Origin of the sequence: Streptomyces sp. NPDC048650, from assembly GCF_043199095.1 — a bacterium.
Lineage (GTDB): Bacteria > Actinomycetota > Actinomycetes > Streptomycetales > Streptomycetaceae > Streptomyces.
This window is the reverse complement of record NZ_JBICVM010000020.1, coordinates 40,855-56,200: the sequence shown is the minus strand read 5'-3', so window position 1 is coordinate 56,200 and position 15,346 is coordinate 40,855. Positions and strand designations below refer to the sequence as shown.

Here is a 15,346-nt window from a genome sequence, read left to right as displayed (position 1 = left end):
CGGGCATGAACGGTGGCGCGATCCCGCGGCTGGTGATCGCCGCACCGTCCTCGGGCGCGGGCAAGACGACGGTGGCCACCGGCCTGATGGCGGCGTTCGCGGAGGCGGGCCTTGCGGTGTCGCCGCACAAGGTGGGGCCCGACTACATCGATCCGGGGTACCACTCCCTGGCCACCGGCCGGCCCGGCCGCAACCTGGACGCCTATCTGTGCGGCCCGGACCGGATCGCGCCGCTGTTCCTGCACGGTGCGGCGGGCGCGGACCTGGCGCTGGTCGAGGGCGTGATGGGCCTGTTCGACGGCGCGTCCGGGATGGGTGAGCTGTCGTCGACGGCGCAGGTGGCGAAGGTGCTGCGGGCGCCCGTCGTGCTGGTCGTGGACGCCTCGTCGCAGTCGCGGTCGGTGGCCGCGCTGGTGCACGGCTTCGCCTCCTGGGACCCGGAGGTACGGCTGGCCGGGGTCATCCTCAACAAGGTCGGCTCGGACCGCCACGAAGAGCTGCTGCGCGAGGCGATGGACTCCTCCGGGGTGCCGGTGCTGGGCGCGCTGCGCCGTACCCAGCAGGCCCGTACGCCGTCCCGGCACCTGGGCCTGGTGCCGGTGGCCGAGCGCCGCGCCGAGGCGGTCGAGTCGGTGCGGGAGCTGGCCGCGCGGGTGCGCGCGGGCTGCGATCTCGAAGCGCTGCTGGCGCTGGCGCGCGGCGTGCCGCCACTGCCGGACGCGCCGTGGGACCCGGCGGCCGAGGTGGCCGCGCCGGAGGTGGGCCCCGGCGGCCGGCCGCTGATCGCGGTCGCCGGCGGCGCCGCGTTCACCTTCTCGTACGCCGAGCATGCCGAGCTGCTGGCCGCCGCGGGCGCCGATGTGGCCCCCTTCGACCCGCTGCGCGACGAGCGACTGCCGCCCGGGGCCCAGGGCCTGGTGATCGGCGGCGGCTTCCCCGAGGTGTACGCGCCGGACCTGTCGGCGAACGCACCGCTGCGTGCCGAGGTGGCCCGGCTGTGCGCCACGGGCGCTCCGGTCTCCGCCGAGTGTGCGGGGCTGCTGTATCTCTCCCGGTCCATAGACGGCCGGCCGATGTGCGGGGTGCTGCCCGCCGACGCACGGATGACGGAGCGGCTCACGCTGGGCTACCGCGAGGCGGTGGCACTGGAGGACAACGCGCTGGCCGTGGCCGGGACGCGGGTGCGCGGCCACGAGTTCCACCGCACGGTCCTGGAGCCGGGTGCGGGCGCCTCTGCGGCCTGGGGCATGACACATCCCGAGCGACGGCTGGAGGGCTTCGTCCACGCCGGGGTGCACGCCTCGTATCTGCATGTGCACTGGGCGGCCGAGCCGTCGCTGGCCGCCCGGCTGGTGCGGAGCGCGGCGCGGCACGCGGCGGCGCCGGACGCCGTCCGATGACAGGAGGAGAGACGGTGGCGGACGCGGCCCTGGACCATCTCGTGTACGCCACCCCCGACCTCGACCGCACGGTCGCCGAGGTCGCCGAACTGACCGGCGTGCGGCCGGTGCGCGGCGGCAGCCATCCGGGCAAGGGCACCTGCAACCATCTGCTGGGCCTGGGCGGCGGGGCGTACTTCGAGATCATCGGGCCCGATCCGGCGCAGCCCGCGCCGGCCGGGCCCCGCTGGTTCGGGATCGACGCGCTGACCGGGCCGCGGCTGGTCACCTGGGCGGTCCACGTCACCGCCATCGCCGATCGGGTGGCCGCGGCACGGGCCCGGGGCCACGATCCGGGCGACCCGGTGGCCATGTCCCGGCTCGCACCGGACGGCCGCCGCATCGCCTGGCAGTTGACGCCGCCGGGGGCGGGCGAGCAGGCGACGCCGTTCCTGCTGGACTGGGGCACCGCCCCGCATCCGTCCGGCAGCCGGCTGCCGGTGCTGCCGTTGGTCTCGCTGTCCGCGACGCATCCCGATCCGGCCGGGGTGCGGGCCGCCTGGGCGGCGCTCGGCGCCCGCTGGCCGGGCGGACCGGTCACCGCCGGGCCCGAGGTCCGGCTGACCGCGGTGCTGGCAGGGCGGCACGGCCGGGTGGCCTTCGGCCGGGGAGCCGTCGCACTGTGACGCGCCGGGCGGCCGGCGATGCCGGCGAGGGTGCCGCGCCGCTGGTCGTGGGGGTGGGCGCGAGCCGCGGTGTCCCGGTCTCCGAGGTCCTGGAGTTGATCACGGCCACGCTCGCGGCGGCGGGGTGCGCGGACCGGCCGGTCGCGACGCTCGCGACGGTGACGGCCCGGGCGGCGGAGCCGGGGCTGATCGGGGCGGCGCGGCGGCTCGGGGTGCCGCTGCGGTCGTATCCGGCGGCGGCGCTGGCGACCGTGCGGGGGGCGGATCCGTCCGCGGCGGTACGCGCCGCCGTGGGCACGCCGAGCGTCGCCGAGGCGGCCGCGCTGCTGGCCGCCGGGCCGGGCGCCGAACTGATCGCCGGCAAGCGGAAGTCGGCGCCCGCGGGGCGGCCGGCGCGGGCGACGTGCGCGCTCGCCGCGGTGCCGGTAACACTCAGCGGTGTCGTTACCGCTGGTAGGGAGGGAGCGCCCGCCGCTCCCGCCGCCGCTGCCGATATCGTCATGAGCTTCCCCAACCCGCCCCGCCGTGGGCCGGATCGGCGGACGACGGTCGTCGGCGACGAGGCGCCCGACAGGGAAACCACCGGTACCAAGGAGACCTAGTGACCACCCCTCCCGCACTGCTCATCGCCGGTCACGGCACCCGTGACGAAGGCGGGGCCGAGGCCCTGCGCACGCTGGTGCGCGTGCTCGGCGAGCGCCACCCCGAAGTGCCCGTCGCCGGCGGGTTCTTCGGCGCAGCGGACTCGCCGCTGCCGCTGGACGACGCCGTCGACGCGCTCGCCGGGCGGGGCGTGACCCGGCTCGCCGCCGTACCCCTGTTGCTGGCACCCACCGGGCCGATGGCCGAGCCGCTGCCCGCCGCGCTGGAGCGGGCAGCCGGGCGGCATCCCGGGCTCCGCTACCTCTGCGGCGCCGAGCAGGGTGTGCACCCCAAGCTGCTGGGAGTGCTGGAGCGGCGGCTGGAGGAGGCGCTGGGCGGCGGCGCCCGCACGCCCCGGGACCGGGCCCGCACGACGGTGCTGCTGGTGGGGCGCGGGTCGGCCGACCCGTACGCCAACGCCGAGGTGGTACGGGCCGCGCGGCTGCTGTGGGAGGGGCGGGGCTTCGCGGGCGTGGAGAGCGCGTTCGTCACCCAGGCGGCGCCCGACGTCCCGGCCGGGCTGGACCGGTGCAGAGCGCTCGCCGCACTGACCGCGCAGGCCGGTGTGGCGCGCCGGATCGTGGTGCTGCCGTACTTCTTCTTCGCCGGCGGGCCGCTGGAGCGCCTGCGGATGCAGGCCGAGGGCTGGGCCGCGGTGCACCCGGACACCGAGGTGGTCGGCGCCGAGGTGATCGGGGCGACGTCCGAGGTGGCCGAGGTGGTCATGGAGCGCTATCACGCGCTGGTGGCGGGCGGCGCGCCGGACGGCTCCCGGGCGGCGGCGGAGGACGCCCGGGGCCTCGGCGGCGCGTCGCTGCCGACAGCGACCGGCGGGCGGGGCGGCCATGCGGACGCACGCTGAGGCCGCGGCCGCGGCGGCGCACGAGCCCGACCTGCGCCACCACGGCGACGCCGAGGTCCGGGGGGCGGACGCCGGGCTGACGGACCTGGCGGTCAACGTCCGGGCCGGCACTCCCCCGGCCTGGCTCAAGACCGAGATCGCCGCGTCGCTGGACGGCCTGGCCACGTATCCGGACGGCCGCGCGGCGCGCCGGGCGGTCGCCGCGCGGCACGGGCTGCCGGTGGAGCGGGTGCTGCTGACATCGGGCGCCGCGGAGGCGTTCGTGCTGCTCGCGCGCGCCGTCCGGGCGGTGGCACCGGTCGTGGTGCACCCGCAGTTCACCGAGCCCGAGGCGGCCCTGCGGGACGCCGGCCACACGGTCGAACGGGTGCTGCTGAGCGAACGGTCCGGCTTCCGGCTGGACCCGGACGCGGTCCCCGAGCACGCCGACCTCGTCGTCGTCGGCAACCCCACCAACCCCACCTCCGTGCTGCATCCCGCCGAGACCCTGGCCCGGCTGGCCAGGCCGGGGCGGACACTCGTGGTCGACGAGGCGTTCATGGACGCGGTGCCCGGGGAGCGGGCGTCGCTGGCCGGCCGCAGGGATCTGCCGGGGCTGGTCGTGCTGCGCAGCCTCACCAAGACCTGGGGGCTCGCGGGGCTGCGGATCGGCTATGTGCTGGCCGCGCCGGACACCGTCGCCGCCCTGGAGCGGGCGCAGCCCCTGTGGCCGGTGTCCAGCCCGGCCCTGGCCGCGGCCGGGGCCTGCTCCACGCCGCGCGCGCTGGCGGAGGCGGCCGCGGCGGCCGAGGAGATCGCCCGGGACCGGGACCATCTGCTGTCCCGGCTGGGCGAGTTCGCGGCGCTGACGGCCGCCGGCCCGGCCGAGGGCCCGTTCGTGCTGGTCCGGGTGCCGGACGCGGCGGCGGTCCGGGCAGGGCTGCGGACGCGCGGCTTCGCCGTGCGCCGCGGGGACACCTTCCCCGGGCTGGGTCCCGACTGGCTGCGGCTCGCGGTCCGGGACCGCGCCACCACCGACCGGTTCGTGGCGGCGCTCGCCTCCGTACTGGCCGAGGTCCGCGCCGCGGCCCGGCCCGTGGCCCCCTCCGGGGCGGCGCGTCACCACGCCTCGTCGCCGCCCCGGAGGGGATGAGGCGCACCGTGCGGTGCGCCCCGGCCGTACCCGTGTCCGGCGCCCCCACGGCACCGCACCGGGTACGGGTCCGTCAGCCGCGGCTCCCGGCCGCGGTGGTGCGGCGCCGACGGGACCAGACGACCGATCCGGCGCCCGCGGCGAGCAGCAGGGCCGCGCCGCCGGCGAGATACGGGGTGGCCGAACTGCCGCCGGTCTCGGCGAGGTTCTGCGTGGCGGGGTGGGAGCCGGGGGCGTCCGCCTGGGTGCCGCCCGTGCTGCCGCCGCCCGAATCGCCGCCGGTCGCGCCGCCGGAGCCGCCCGGGTCGGGTGCCGTGGCGCGCGGCGCCGTGCAGGTGGCCTGCGCGAGCGTGACCCGCCCCCGGACGTCGGCGACGTTCAGCTTCAGCGGGTTGACCGCGACCTTGAGTTCCAGCGCGGTCGCCGCGGCGCTCCGGCCCGTCACGCTCCGCTTCGACAGGTCGAGCCGCACCTCGCCCACCCCGGGCACCTTGACGTCCGTCGTGCCGCCCGCGCGCAGCGTGACCTGCTTGCCCAGCACGCGCACGCCGCCGAGCACGTTCGACTCGGCCCGCGGCTGCTTGCCCGCCTCGCACACCGCACGGGAGGTGACCTGCTGGACCTCGATCAGGGAGAGCGCCCCGAGGCCGGGGACGTGCACCTTCGCGTGTACGAGGTGGGCGTAGCCCTCGGCCTTGCGACGGTCGGCGGTGGCCCGCGCGGTGGCGACGTCCGCGCGCAGCACGCTGAAGGGGCGGCCCTGGTTGATGCCGTCCAGATCGACGGTGAGCGTCGTCCGGTCGGCGGAGGCCGGTGCGTGCACGTCGTTGAGGACCGTGTTCAGCGGCACATCGAGCGTCTTGTTGAGCAGCCCGACGTCCAGTCCGGTGCGGAGCACGACGGCACCGGACGTGCCGTGGGCGCCGTGGTCACCGGTGGCATACGCGGGCGCGGTGGCCGCCAGGACTGCGGAACCGGCCGTGAGGGCGGCGGCGACGAAGGTCGCGGCGAGCCGTCGGGGCATGCCGAAGGTACTGGTGGATCTGGTGGACACGTGAGTGGAACCCCCACAAGAGAATTGGAGCCGCCGGCCGCGCCAATGGGGGACATCACGCGCGCCGACGACCTCGACCCGCACATCGTGTACGCACCGAGGGTGAACGGGCAGCCACGCGACGTGAGTTCACTCCAAGGGGTGGTTTCCGCCTGTTCATTCGATTCCTCCGGCACGGCACATCACCCGAACCCCAGCCGTCCCACCGCGCGGGCGACCTGCGAAGACCGGGGTTGACCGGTCCACTATGCGGAATTCGTTGTCCCGTACATGAAGACGGCGGCTAGGGTGCCGCCGTGTCGACCGAGCAGACGAACCAGGCCCCCAGGCAGCATCCCGCGCCGCCCAGCGACCTCCCCTCCTCCGACCGCGCCGCCCGCCGGGCGGTCACGCTCTTCCCCCTGCTGGTGATCGCCGCCGGTGCGGTGGGGCTGCTGTGGCCCGCGCACTTCACCGGCTGGGCACCCGGGGTGCCCTGGCTGCTGGGCGTGGTGATGTTCTCGATGGGGCTGACGCTGACCCCGCCGGACTTCACGGCGGTGGCCAAGCGCCCGTGGGCGGTGGGGCTCGGGCTGGTCGCCCACTACGTGATCATGCCGGGGCTCGGCTGGCTGATCGCGACGGCGCTGGACCTGCCGCCGCAGCTGGCGGCCGGGGTGATCCTGGTCGGCTGCGCACCCAGCGGGACCGCGTCCAACGTCGTCACCTTTCTGGCCCGTGGCGACGTGGCCCTCTCGGTGTCGGTGGCGACCGTGTCCACCGTGCTCGCGCCGCTGATCACGCCCCCGCTGACGCTGCTGCTCGCCGGCCGGTTCCTGGACGTGGACGCCGGCGTGATGGTGACCGACATCCTCAAGACGGTGCTGTTCCCGGTGCTCGCCGGGCTGGCCGTGCGGATCGTCGCCGGCCGGTTCGTCGACCGGCTGCTGCGCGTCCTGCCGTGGGTCTCGGCCCTCACCATCGCGGTGATCGTGCTGGTCGTGGTGTCCGGGAGCGCTGCGGCGATCAAGGACGCGGCGGCGCTGGTACTGCTCGCCGTCGTGCTGCACAACGGGCTCGGGCTGGCGCTGGGCTACGCCGCGGGCAAGCTCGCCCGGCTGGGCAGGCCCGCCAGCCGCGCGATGGCCTTCGAGGTCGGCATGCAGAACTCCGGCCTCGCCGCCTCGCTCGCCTCCGCGCACTTCAGCCCGGCGGCGGCGCTGCCCGCCGCGGTCTTCTCGGTCTGGCACAACGTCTCGGGCGCGGTGGTGGCGGCCTGGATGGCCCGCTCGGCCCGCCGGGCCGGCTAGCCTCGCACGGGGCCGCCCCGCCGCCTCCCTCAGCCCACCACCCGCCCGCGCAGCACCACCAGCCGCGGCGCCGCCAGCACCCGGACGTCGGCCCGCGGGTCCGCCTCGTACACGACCAGGTCCGCGGGGGCGCCCTCGGTGAGGCCGGGGCGGCCGAGCCACTCCCGGGCGCCCCAGGTGGTGGCGGAGAGGGCGGCCTCGACGGGCAGGCCGGCCTTCATCAGCTCGGCGACCTCGTCGGCGATCAGGCCGTGCGGCAGCGAGCCGCCGGCGTCGGTGCCGGCGTAGACGGGGACACCGGCGTCGTAGGCCGCCCGTACGGTGTCGTAGCGGCGGGCGTGGAGCCGGCGCATGTGGTCGGCCCACTTCGGGAACTTCTCCTCCCCGCCGTCCGCGAGCCGCGGGAACGTGGCGATGTTGACCAGCGTGGGGACGATGGCGACGCCCCGCTCGGCGAACAGCGGGATGGTGTCCTCGGTCAGGCCCGTGGCGTGCTCGATGCAGTCGATACCGGCCTCGACGAGCGGGGCGAGGGTCTCCTCCGCGAAGCAGTGGGCCGTCACACGGGCGCCCAGCCGGTGCGCCTCGGCGATCGCCGCCTCGACCTCGCCGCTCGGCCAGCAGGCGCTCAGATCGCCGGTGGAGCGGTCGATCCAGTCGCCGACGAGCTTGACCCAGCCGTCGCCGCGCCGGGCCTCCCGGGCGACATGGGCGACCAGGTCCGCGGGCTCGATCTCGTGCGCGTAGTTGCGGATGTAGCGCTTGGTGCGGGCGATGTGGCGGCCGGCGCGGATGATCCGCGGCAGGTCCTCGCGGTCGTCGACCCAGCGGGTGTCGGAGGGTGACCCTGCGTCGCGGATCAGCAGCGTCCCGGCGTCACGGTCGGTGAGCGCCTGCTTCTCGCTGGTCTCGGCATCCACCGGGCCGTGCGCGTCCAGGCCGACGTGGCAGTGCGCGTCGACGAGGCCCGGCAGCACCCAGCCCTCGACGGTGGTGACCTCCGACGCCCCGTTCGGCCGTTCGAATGTCACCCGACCGCCGAGAACCCAGAGCTCGTCGCGCACCTCGTCCGGTCCCGCCAGGACCCTCCCCTTGAGGTGCAGCACCGCACCTTCACTCATGGACGTCATACCGGCACCCTATGCGGCGCCCCACGGGCACCGGCCTCGCCGGGACCTCGCTCGCCCCGACCGGCCCGCCCGCTCCGCCGCCCTATTCGGTCGCCGGATTCACCGGAAGCTTCTGTCGGTTACCCGGATTTTCTTCCCGCACGCCTTGCGGCGGCCTTCCGGTTGCGAATTCCCAATTCTTCAGGAACACAGCTTCCCGTATTCTTCTGCCCGCTTTTCCGCACCTCAAACGCCAAGATTCCGCTAGCGGCAAGTATCAGAATTCGGACGGGTCTCAAGGGCGTTACGGACCTGTGACCGACTACACAACGTGTCCGTTTTACCCCAAACTTCCCAGGCAAATCGGTACATTCTGCAACCGGATCGCGCGCTCGTACGCACCCGCGCGATAACATACAAGGCCCGTCCATGTAACCCCTGCTCGCGATGCATTTTCCTTTTTCCCTCGGTAAATTTAATTCCCATGACCGCCGCACAAGCAGACCATGCAGGTGCCCGCAGCGATATCAAGGAATTGCCGGAGGGCTTCAAGCTCGACACCCCACGTATGGAGGACGGGGCCGCAATCTGGCGCATCGCCCGCGACTCCAGGACTCTGGACCTCAACTCCTCCTACAGCTACCTGCTGTGGTGTCGGGACTTCGCCGCCACCTCCGTCGTCGCACGCGACGCGGAGGGCGAGCCGGCAGCCTTCGTCACCGGCTACATACGCCCCGAGCACCCGGAGACCCTCGTCGTCTGGCAGGTCGCCGTCGACGACGCGCACCGCGGCCAGGGGCTGGCGGCCGCGCTGCTGGACGGGCTGACGACCCGCGCCGTACGCGAACTGGGCATCCGTCACGTCGAGACCACCATCACGCCGGACAACGCCGCGTCCATGCGGCTGTTCGCCTCGTTCGCCGAGCGCCACGGCGCAGGGCTGCAGCGTGACGTGCTCTTCGACGCCGGGCTCTTCCCCGAGCAGGGTCACGAGCCGGAGGTGCTGCACCTCATCGGCCCGTTCGACCCTCCACCGGGACGCCCGCACTGACGACCCGCCGAGCGCGGCCGCCGAGCGCCGCGCCGGCCCATGCCCCCTACGGCAGGCGGAACCGGCACACCTGAGGTGACACCCCCGTGACACCACCGGCCCGCCCGTCCCCCACAGACTTCGATCTTCCTTCGCCACTCATCTCCCTGGAGCATGCTGTGACCATCACCCAGCCCGACCTGAGCGTCTTCGAAACCGTGGAGTCGGAGGTCCGCAGCTACTGCCGCGGTTGGCCGACCGTGTTCGACCGTGCGCAGGGCAGCCGGATGACCGACGAGGACGGCCACACGTACCTCGACTTCTTCGCCGGCGCCGGATCGCTCAACTACGGCCACAACAACCCGGTCCTCAAACGCGCCCTGATCGACTACATCGAGCGGGACGGCGTCACCCACGGCCTGGACATGTCGACCACGGCCAAGCGGGCGTTCCTGGAGTCGTTCCAGAACACCATCCTGCGGCCGCGCGACCTGCCCTACAAGGTCATGTTCCCGGGGCCGACGGGCACCAACGCGGTCGAGGCCGCGCTGAAACTGGCCCGTAAGGTCAAGGGCCGCGAGTCGATCGTGTCCTTCACCAACGCCTTCCACGGCATGTCGCTGGGCTCGCTCGCCGTCACCGGCAACGCCTTCAAGCGCGCCGGCGCCGGCATCCCGCTGGTGCACGGCACCCCGATGCCCTTCGACAACTACCTCGACGGCGCCTACCCGGACTTCCTGTGGTTCGAGCGGCTGCTGGAGGACCAGGGCTCGGGTCTCAACACCCCGGCCGCGGTGATCGTCGAGACCGTGCAGGGCGAGGGCGGCATCAACGTCGCCCGCGCCGAGTGGCTGCGTGCCCTCGCCGACCTGTGCGAGCGCCGCGACATGCTGCTCATCGTGGACGACATCCAGATGGGCTGCGGCCGCACCGGTGCCTTCTTCTCCTTCGAGGAGGCGGGCATCGTGCCGGACATCGTCACCGTCTCGAAGTCCATCAGCGGCTACGGCCTGCCGCTCGCCCTCACCCTGTTCAAGCCGGAGCTGGACGTGTGGGAGCCGGGCGAGCACAACGGCACCTTCCGCGGCAACAACCCGGCCTTCGTCACCGCCGCCGCCGCGCTCGACACGTACTGGGCCGACGGCCAGATGGAGAAGCAGACCATCGCCCGCGGCGAGATCGTCGAGTCGCACCTGAAGGCCATCGTCGAGGAGCACCCCGAAGCCATCGCCGAGTACCGCGGCCGCGGTCTGGTGTGGGGTCTGGAGTGCGTCGACAAGAGCCTCGCCGGAAAGATCGCCAAGCGCGCCTTCGAGCTGGGTCTGCTGATCGAGACCTCCGGCCCGGAGAGCGAGGTCGTCAAGCTGCTTCCGGCGCTGACGACCACACCAGAGGAGCTGGACGAGGGTCTGCGCACCCTCGCCCGCGCGGTCCGCGACTGCGCCTGATCCACCTGCTGGGCCGGCCGGGACACCCGGCCGGCCCAGTGCTCCTTCACGTTTCACAGAAAGGCACCGACCACCGTGATCGTCCGATCCTTCCAGGACATCGAAGGCACCGACCGCCACGTCAAGGCCAAGTCCGGCACGTGGGAGAGCAAGCGCATCGTGCTCGCCAAGGAGCGCGTCGGCTTCTCTCTGCACGAGACCACCCTGTATGCAGGAACCGAGACGTCGATGTGGTACGCGAACCACATCGAAGCCGTACTCTGCGTAGAGGGTGAGGCGGAGCTCACCAACGACGAGACCGGCGAGAAGCACGTGATCACCCCGGGCACGATGTACCTGCTCGACGGTCACGAGAAGCACACCATGCGGATCAAGGAAGACTTCCGCTGCGTCTGTGTCTTCAACCCGCCGGTCACCGGCCGCGAGGACCACGACGAGAACGGGGTCTACCCGCTTCTCACCGAACCCGAGACGGAGCCCGAGACGGTCTGAGACGCCGCCCTCCTGTCCCCGTCCGGCAGCCGAGGAAGGCCCGCAGCACCAGCACGAAACAGAGAGCACGTACGAGAGGAGAGGAAGGCAACACCATGACCACCGCACCCGAGCGCATCGCCGACCTGTACCCGACCCGTGGGACCGCCGAGGTCATCACCCCGCGGAAGGACCCGGTGGTGTGGTCGCAGCCCGGAACGGCCGGCCCGTTCGCGCCGTCCGAGCTGAGCGACTTCGAACGCGACGGCTTTTTCGCCATCGGGGAACTGCTCACCGCGGAGGAAGTCGCGGTGTACCGCGCCGAACTGGACCGGCTCGTCCACGACCCGACGATGCGCGCCGACCCGCGCTCCATCGTCGAGAAGAGGTCGGGGAGCGTCCGGTCGGTCTTCGAGGTGCACAAGATCAGCGAGGTGTTCGCCAAGCTGGTCTCCGACCCGCGCGTGGTGGGTCGCGCGCGGCAGATCCTGGGCTCGGACGTCTACGTCCACCAGTCCCGGATCAACGTGAAGCCGGGCTTCGGTGCTTCCGGCTTCTACTGGCACTCGGACTTCGAGACATGGCACGCCGAGGACGGACTGGCGAACATGCGCACGGTGTCGGTCTCCATCGCGCTGACGGAGAACTACGACACCAACGGCGGCCTGATGATCATGCCCGGCTCACACCGGCACTTCGTGGGCTGTGAGGGTGCGACGCCGAAGGACAACTACAAGCGGTCGCTGCAGATGCAGGACGCGGGCATCCCGTCGGACGAGGTGCTGACGAAGATGGCGGACCAGCACGGCATCCGTCTCTTCACCGGCAAGGCCGGCTCGGCGACGTGGTTCGACTGCAACGCCATGCACGGATCCGGCGACAACATCACGCCCTACCCGCGCAGCAACGTCTTCATCGTGTTCAACAGCGTGGAGAACACCGCGGTGGAGCCGTTCGAGGCGCCGGTGCGGCGTCCGGAGTACATCGGTGCCCGGGACTTCACGCCGGTGAGGTGACCGGAAGAACCGGCACGGTGGCCGCCGCACAGCAGGGTCTGTGCGGCGGCCGCGCTGAGTCGTGCCGGAGCGGGCGTCAGACCGCCAGGGCCGGATAGTCGAGGTATCCGGTGTCGTCGCCGCCGTAGAAGCTCTCCCGCTCGGGGGTGTTGAAGGGCCCGCCGAGTGCCAGGCGCCGTGGCAGGTCGGGGTTGGCCAGGAACTGCCGGCCGAAGGCCAGCAGGTCGGCGCTGCCGTCCTCGATCAGGCCCAGGTCCTCGATGCCGGTGGGGCGGCCGTCGTTGGCCGGGTTGAGGACGAACGTGCCGGTGAAGTGCTCGCGCAGCCGGGCCAGCAGGTCGCGGTCCGGTACGTCGCAGACGTGCAGATAGGCCAGGCCCAGTGGTTCGACGGCCTGCAGCAGCGCGGTGTAGAGGGGTTCGGGGGCCGGCTCGTCGATGCCGTTGAAGGGGTTGCCGGGCGAGAGCCGCAGGCCGGTGCGGTGCGCGCCGACCGCTTCGGCCACCGCCCGGGTGACCTCCACCGCGAAGCGGATCCGGCCCTCGGTGTCACCGCCCCAGGCGTCGGTACGCAGGTTGCTGTTGGGTGCCAGGAACTGGTGCACCAGATAGCCGTTGGCGCCGTGGATCTCCACACCGTCGAATCCCGCCTCGACGGCGTTGCGGGCGGCGGTGGCGAACTCCGCGACGGTGGTGCGGATCTCGGCGTCGGTCAGCTCGTGCGGGACGACGCAGTCCTTCATCCCCTCCTCGGTGAAGACCTGGCAGTCGGCCGCCACCGGCGAGGGGCCCACGGGGATCAGGCCGTCCGGCAGCACCACCGGATGGCCCACCCGGCCGCCGTGCCACAGCTGCGCGAAGATCCGGCCGCCCGCCTCGTGCACGGCGTCCGTCACCCGGCGCCAGCCGGCGACCTGTTCGGCGGTGTGCAGCCCCGGGGTGAAGGGGTAGCCCTGGCCGACGACGGTGGTCTGGGCGCCCTCGGTGATGATCAGGCCGGCGGTGGCGCGCTGGGCGTAGTAGGCGACCATCGAGTCGGTCGGCACCCCGCCCCCCTGGGTGGCGCGGTTGCGGGTCATCGGCGCCATGACGATGCGGTTGGCGAGCGGGATCCCGGCAAGGTCCAGGGGGTCGAACCCGGTGGTCATTGATGGCCTCTCAACTGCTGCTCGGTACGGGGGGCATGATGGCGTGGATCACCGACCATGATCGACGACACCTGTTCCGGCGCTCCGGCCGCCCCCCGCATTCCCGCCCGGCGCCTCCGATGCGCCCAGGGTCCGCCGCCCTACCCGATGAGCTTGAGCAGCCGGTCCACGTCGTCGGTGGAGTTGTACAGGTGGAAGGCCGCACGCAGCAGACCCTCGCGGACCGAGACCAGGACGCCCGCCTCGGCCAGTCGGGCCGCCGCGTCCGTGAGGCCCGGCGTGGAGACGATCGCGGAGCCGGGCGCGGGGCGCGGCAGCAGCCCCCGTTCGGCCAGCCCCGCGCGGTAGCGGTCGGCCAGCGCGGTGTTGTGTGCGTGGACGGCGGCCACGCCGAGCTCCTCCAAGAGGGCCAGCGACCGTTCGGCCGCGACATAGGAGAAGTGCGCGTGCGGTTCGTCGTACCGGCGGGCGGTGGCGGCCGGCCGCAGGATGCCGTAGTTGGAGGCGTCGAGGTCCTCGCCGGCCACCCAGCCCGCGTGGCGCGCCTCGGGCCGGGCGGCGGGACCCGCGCCGGCTCCGTCCCCGAACGCCATGAACGTCGTGCCCCGCGGGCACAGCAGCCACTTGAAGGCGCCGCAGGCCAGGAAGTCCCATTCGACGGCGCGCAGCGGCAGCCAGCCGGCGGCCTGGGTGGCGTCGAGGTAGGTGCGCGCGCCGTGGGTCCGCGCGGCCTCCCGTACGCCCGCCAGGTCGGCGATCCGGCCGTCCAGCGACTGCACCGCGCTGAACGCGACCAGCGCGGTGCCCGGCCGGACCTCCTCTGCCAGTGCCTCGAGCGGTACGGTCCGCAGCCTGATCCCGGGGTGCGCGGCGAACGGGTTGACCAGGGAGCTGAAGTCGCCCTCGGGGGCGAGCACTTCGGACCCCGGGGGCAGCGAGGCCGCGACGAAGGCGGACTGCACCGCGACCGAACTGCCGACCGCGACCCGCTCCGCGGGGATGTCCAGCAGCCGGGCGAACGCGGCCCGGGAGGCCGCCGACGGCCCGAAGTAGTCGCGGCCCATGGTGCCGTAGGAGGCGGATTCGTCGACGGCCCGGCGCAGGGCGTCGGCGCTGCGGCGCGGGAGGAGTCCGCTGGAGGCGGTGTTCAGATACGTCGTCTCGGGCGCGAATTCCGCCCCGCCCAGTGGCGCATGTCGCTGCATACCCTCACTCTGCTGGATGCTCCGGGCCCCGTCCATGACGCCCGGCCCGGCCCGGGCGCGGTCTGCCGGCGCGGCCCGGCGGTCAGGCTCCCGGTACCGCGCACCCGTCGTCGTCGCAGCTGTCCGCCTCGGCGGGCGGGTGGATGCTCCCCGCGTCCGCCGCGTGGGCCTGCTCCAGCGCCTGCCGGAAGACCTCGGCGGGCTGGCCGCCGGAGATGCCGTACCGCCGGTCGATGACGAAGAAGGGGACGCCGGTGGCGCCCAGCTCCGCCGCCTCCCGCTCGTCGGCGCGCACCTCCTGGGCGTACGCGCCGGGGTCGGCCAGCACCCGGGCGGCCTCGTCGGCGGGGACGCCGGCCGCGGCGGCGATCTTGACGAGCACCTCGGGGTCGGCGAGCGGGCGTGCCTCGGCGAAGTTGGCGCGGTAGAGAGCACCGAGCAGCGCGTCCTGGACGCCGTGCGCCGTGGCCAGGTGCAGCAGCCGGTGGAGGTCGAAGGTGTTGCCGTGGATCCGGTCGGAGCGGTAGCCGAGCCCCTCCGACGCCGCGGCGTCGGCGACCCGGGCCTCCATCTCCTCGGCCTGCGCACGGCTGACGCCGTACTTCGCGGCCAGCATGTCGAGCACCGGGACGTCCGTGGCCGCCGGCGCCTTCGGGTCCAGCTCGAAGGAGCGGTGCACCACCTCGACGTCGTCCCGCCCCGCGAACGCGGCGAGCCCGGCCTCGAAGCGGGCCTTGCCGATGTAGCACCAGGGGCAGGCGATGTCGGACCAGATTTCGACGCGCATGGGGAGTTGCGTACCTCGTTGTCGGTGGCGCTGTGGCCGCATGGGTGGACGCCGGTGCAACGTGCCGGGGCGCCGGGCTATTCCCCGGG

The 15,346-nt window shown here is 73.5% G+C and carries 15 protein-coding genes; 10 read left to right on the top strand and 5 right to left on the bottom strand.

The window, feature by feature from the left end; genetic code table 11:
* Window positions 1-5 precede the first annotated feature (5 nt).
* From ACGFML_RS35020 to cobC, 5 genes are read left to right on the top strand one after another with little or no spacing between them, the layout of a single operon-like run.
* Window positions 6-1,400, top strand: a complete 1,395-nt coding sequence (locus ACGFML_RS35020) for a cobyrinate a,c-diamide synthase (protein ID WP_393549710.1) — start codon at window positions 6-8, stop codon at window positions 1,398-1,400.
* Between the two features lie 14 nt (window positions 1,401-1,414).
* Window positions 1,415-2,065: a VOC family protein gene (locus tag ACGFML_RS35015; protein ID WP_393549709.1), complete on the top strand. Its 651-nt coding sequence runs from the start codon at window positions 1,415-1,417 to the stop codon at window positions 2,063-2,065.
* Window positions 2,062-2,667, top strand: a complete 606-nt coding sequence (locus tag ACGFML_RS35010; RefSeq protein WP_393549708.1) for a cobalamin biosynthesis protein — start codon at window positions 2,062-2,064, stop codon at window positions 2,665-2,667. Before ACGFML_RS35015 ends, ACGFML_RS35010 begins: the two co-directional genes overlap by 4 nt.
* On the top strand, window positions 2,667-3,569 hold the full coding sequence (locus tag ACGFML_RS35005) for a sirohydrochlorin chelatase (RefSeq protein WP_393549707.1): 903 nt from the start codon (window positions 2,667-2,669) through the stop codon (window positions 3,567-3,569). The genes ACGFML_RS35010 and ACGFML_RS35005 overlap by 1 nt, the downstream gene beginning before the upstream one ends.
* Window positions 3,553-4,701 carry an Rv2231c family pyridoxal phosphate-dependent protein CobC gene (gene cobC, locus ACGFML_RS35000; protein ID WP_393549706.1) on the top strand — a complete coding sequence of 383 codons (1,149 nt, stop codon included), beginning with the start codon at window positions 3,553-3,555 and terminating at the stop codon, window positions 4,699-4,701. Before ACGFML_RS35005 ends, cobC begins: the two co-directional genes overlap by 17 nt.
* A 73-nt stretch (window positions 4,702-4,774) precedes the next feature.
* Here cobC and ACGFML_RS34995 read toward each other — a convergent pair whose 3' ends face one another.
* A complete protein-coding gene (locus ACGFML_RS34995; protein ID WP_393549773.1) occupies window positions 4,775-5,725 on the bottom strand; it encodes an SCO1860 family LAETG-anchored protein in 951 nt (316 codons plus the stop codon).
* Window positions 5,726-6,051: 326 nt separating this feature from the next.
* Here ACGFML_RS34995 and ACGFML_RS34990 point away from each other — a divergent pair, with 326 nt between their 5' ends.
* Window positions 6,052-7,044 carry a bile acid:sodium symporter family protein gene (locus tag ACGFML_RS34990; protein WP_393549705.1) on the top strand — a complete coding sequence of 331 codons (993 nt, stop codon included), beginning with the start codon at window positions 6,052-6,054 and terminating at the stop codon, window positions 7,042-7,044.
* A gap of 29 nt (window positions 7,045-7,073) precedes the next feature.
* Here the strand turns inward: ACGFML_RS34990 and ACGFML_RS34985 are convergent, their stop codons facing one another.
* The gene (locus ACGFML_RS34985; protein ID WP_393549772.1) at window positions 7,074-8,165 is read right to left on the bottom strand and encodes an amidohydrolase family protein; all 1,092 of its coding nucleotides are present in this window, start codon (window positions 8,163-8,165) and stop codon (window positions 7,074-7,076) included.
* A gap of 472 nt (window positions 8,166-8,637) precedes the next feature.
* On the opposite strand from ACGFML_RS34985, the gene ectA reads away from it, so the two are divergent.
* The 4 genes from ectA (at window position 8,638) to thpD (ending at window position 12,118) form a co-directional block, all read left to right on the top strand.
* Window positions 8,638-9,204 carry a diaminobutyrate acetyltransferase gene (ectA, locus tag ACGFML_RS34980; RefSeq protein WP_393549704.1) on the top strand — a complete coding sequence of 189 codons (567 nt, stop codon included), beginning with the start codon at window positions 8,638-8,640 and terminating at the stop codon, window positions 9,202-9,204.
* A gap of 158 nt (window positions 9,205-9,362) precedes the next feature.
* Window positions 9,363-10,631 (top strand): diaminobutyrate--2-oxoglutarate transaminase, encoded by a 1,269-nt coding sequence (gene ectB / locus ACGFML_RS34975; protein ID WP_393549703.1) that lies wholly within the window; start codon window positions 9,363-9,365, stop codon window positions 10,629-10,631.
* A gap of 75 nt (window positions 10,632-10,706) precedes the next feature.
* Window positions 10,707-11,123: an ectoine synthase gene (locus tag ACGFML_RS34970; protein WP_393549702.1), complete on the top strand. Its 417-nt coding sequence runs from the start codon at window positions 10,707-10,709 to the stop codon at window positions 11,121-11,123.
* A 95-nt stretch (window positions 11,124-11,218) separates the two neighbouring features.
* Complete coding sequence (thpD, locus tag ACGFML_RS34965) at window positions 11,219-12,118, top strand: ectoine hydroxylase (protein ID WP_393549701.1); 900 nt, start codon at window positions 11,219-11,221, stop codon at window positions 12,116-12,118.
* A 76-nt stretch (window positions 12,119-12,194) separates the two neighbouring features.
* Here the strand turns inward: thpD and ACGFML_RS34960 are convergent, their stop codons facing one another.
* The 3 genes from ACGFML_RS34960 to ACGFML_RS34950 all read right to left on the bottom strand — a co-directional run bounded on the left by ACGFML_RS34960 (window position 12,195) and on the right by ACGFML_RS34950 (window position 15,257).
* Entirely contained in the window at window positions 12,195-13,265 is a 1,071-nt protein-coding gene (locus tag ACGFML_RS34960; protein ID WP_393549700.1) for an alkene reductase, read from the bottom strand.
* A 140-nt stretch (window positions 13,266-13,405) separates the two neighbouring features.
* Window positions 13,406-14,470: an aminotransferase class V-fold PLP-dependent enzyme gene (locus ACGFML_RS34955; RefSeq protein WP_393549699.1), complete on the bottom strand. Its 1,065-nt coding sequence runs from the start codon at window positions 14,468-14,470 to the stop codon at window positions 13,406-13,408.
* A gap of 82 nt (window positions 14,471-14,552) precedes the next feature.
* Complete coding sequence (locus tag ACGFML_RS34950) at window positions 14,553-15,257, bottom strand: DsbA family oxidoreductase (protein WP_393549698.1); 705 nt, start codon at window positions 15,255-15,257, stop codon at window positions 14,553-14,555.
* Between the last annotated feature and the right edge of the window lie 89 nt (window positions 15,258-15,346).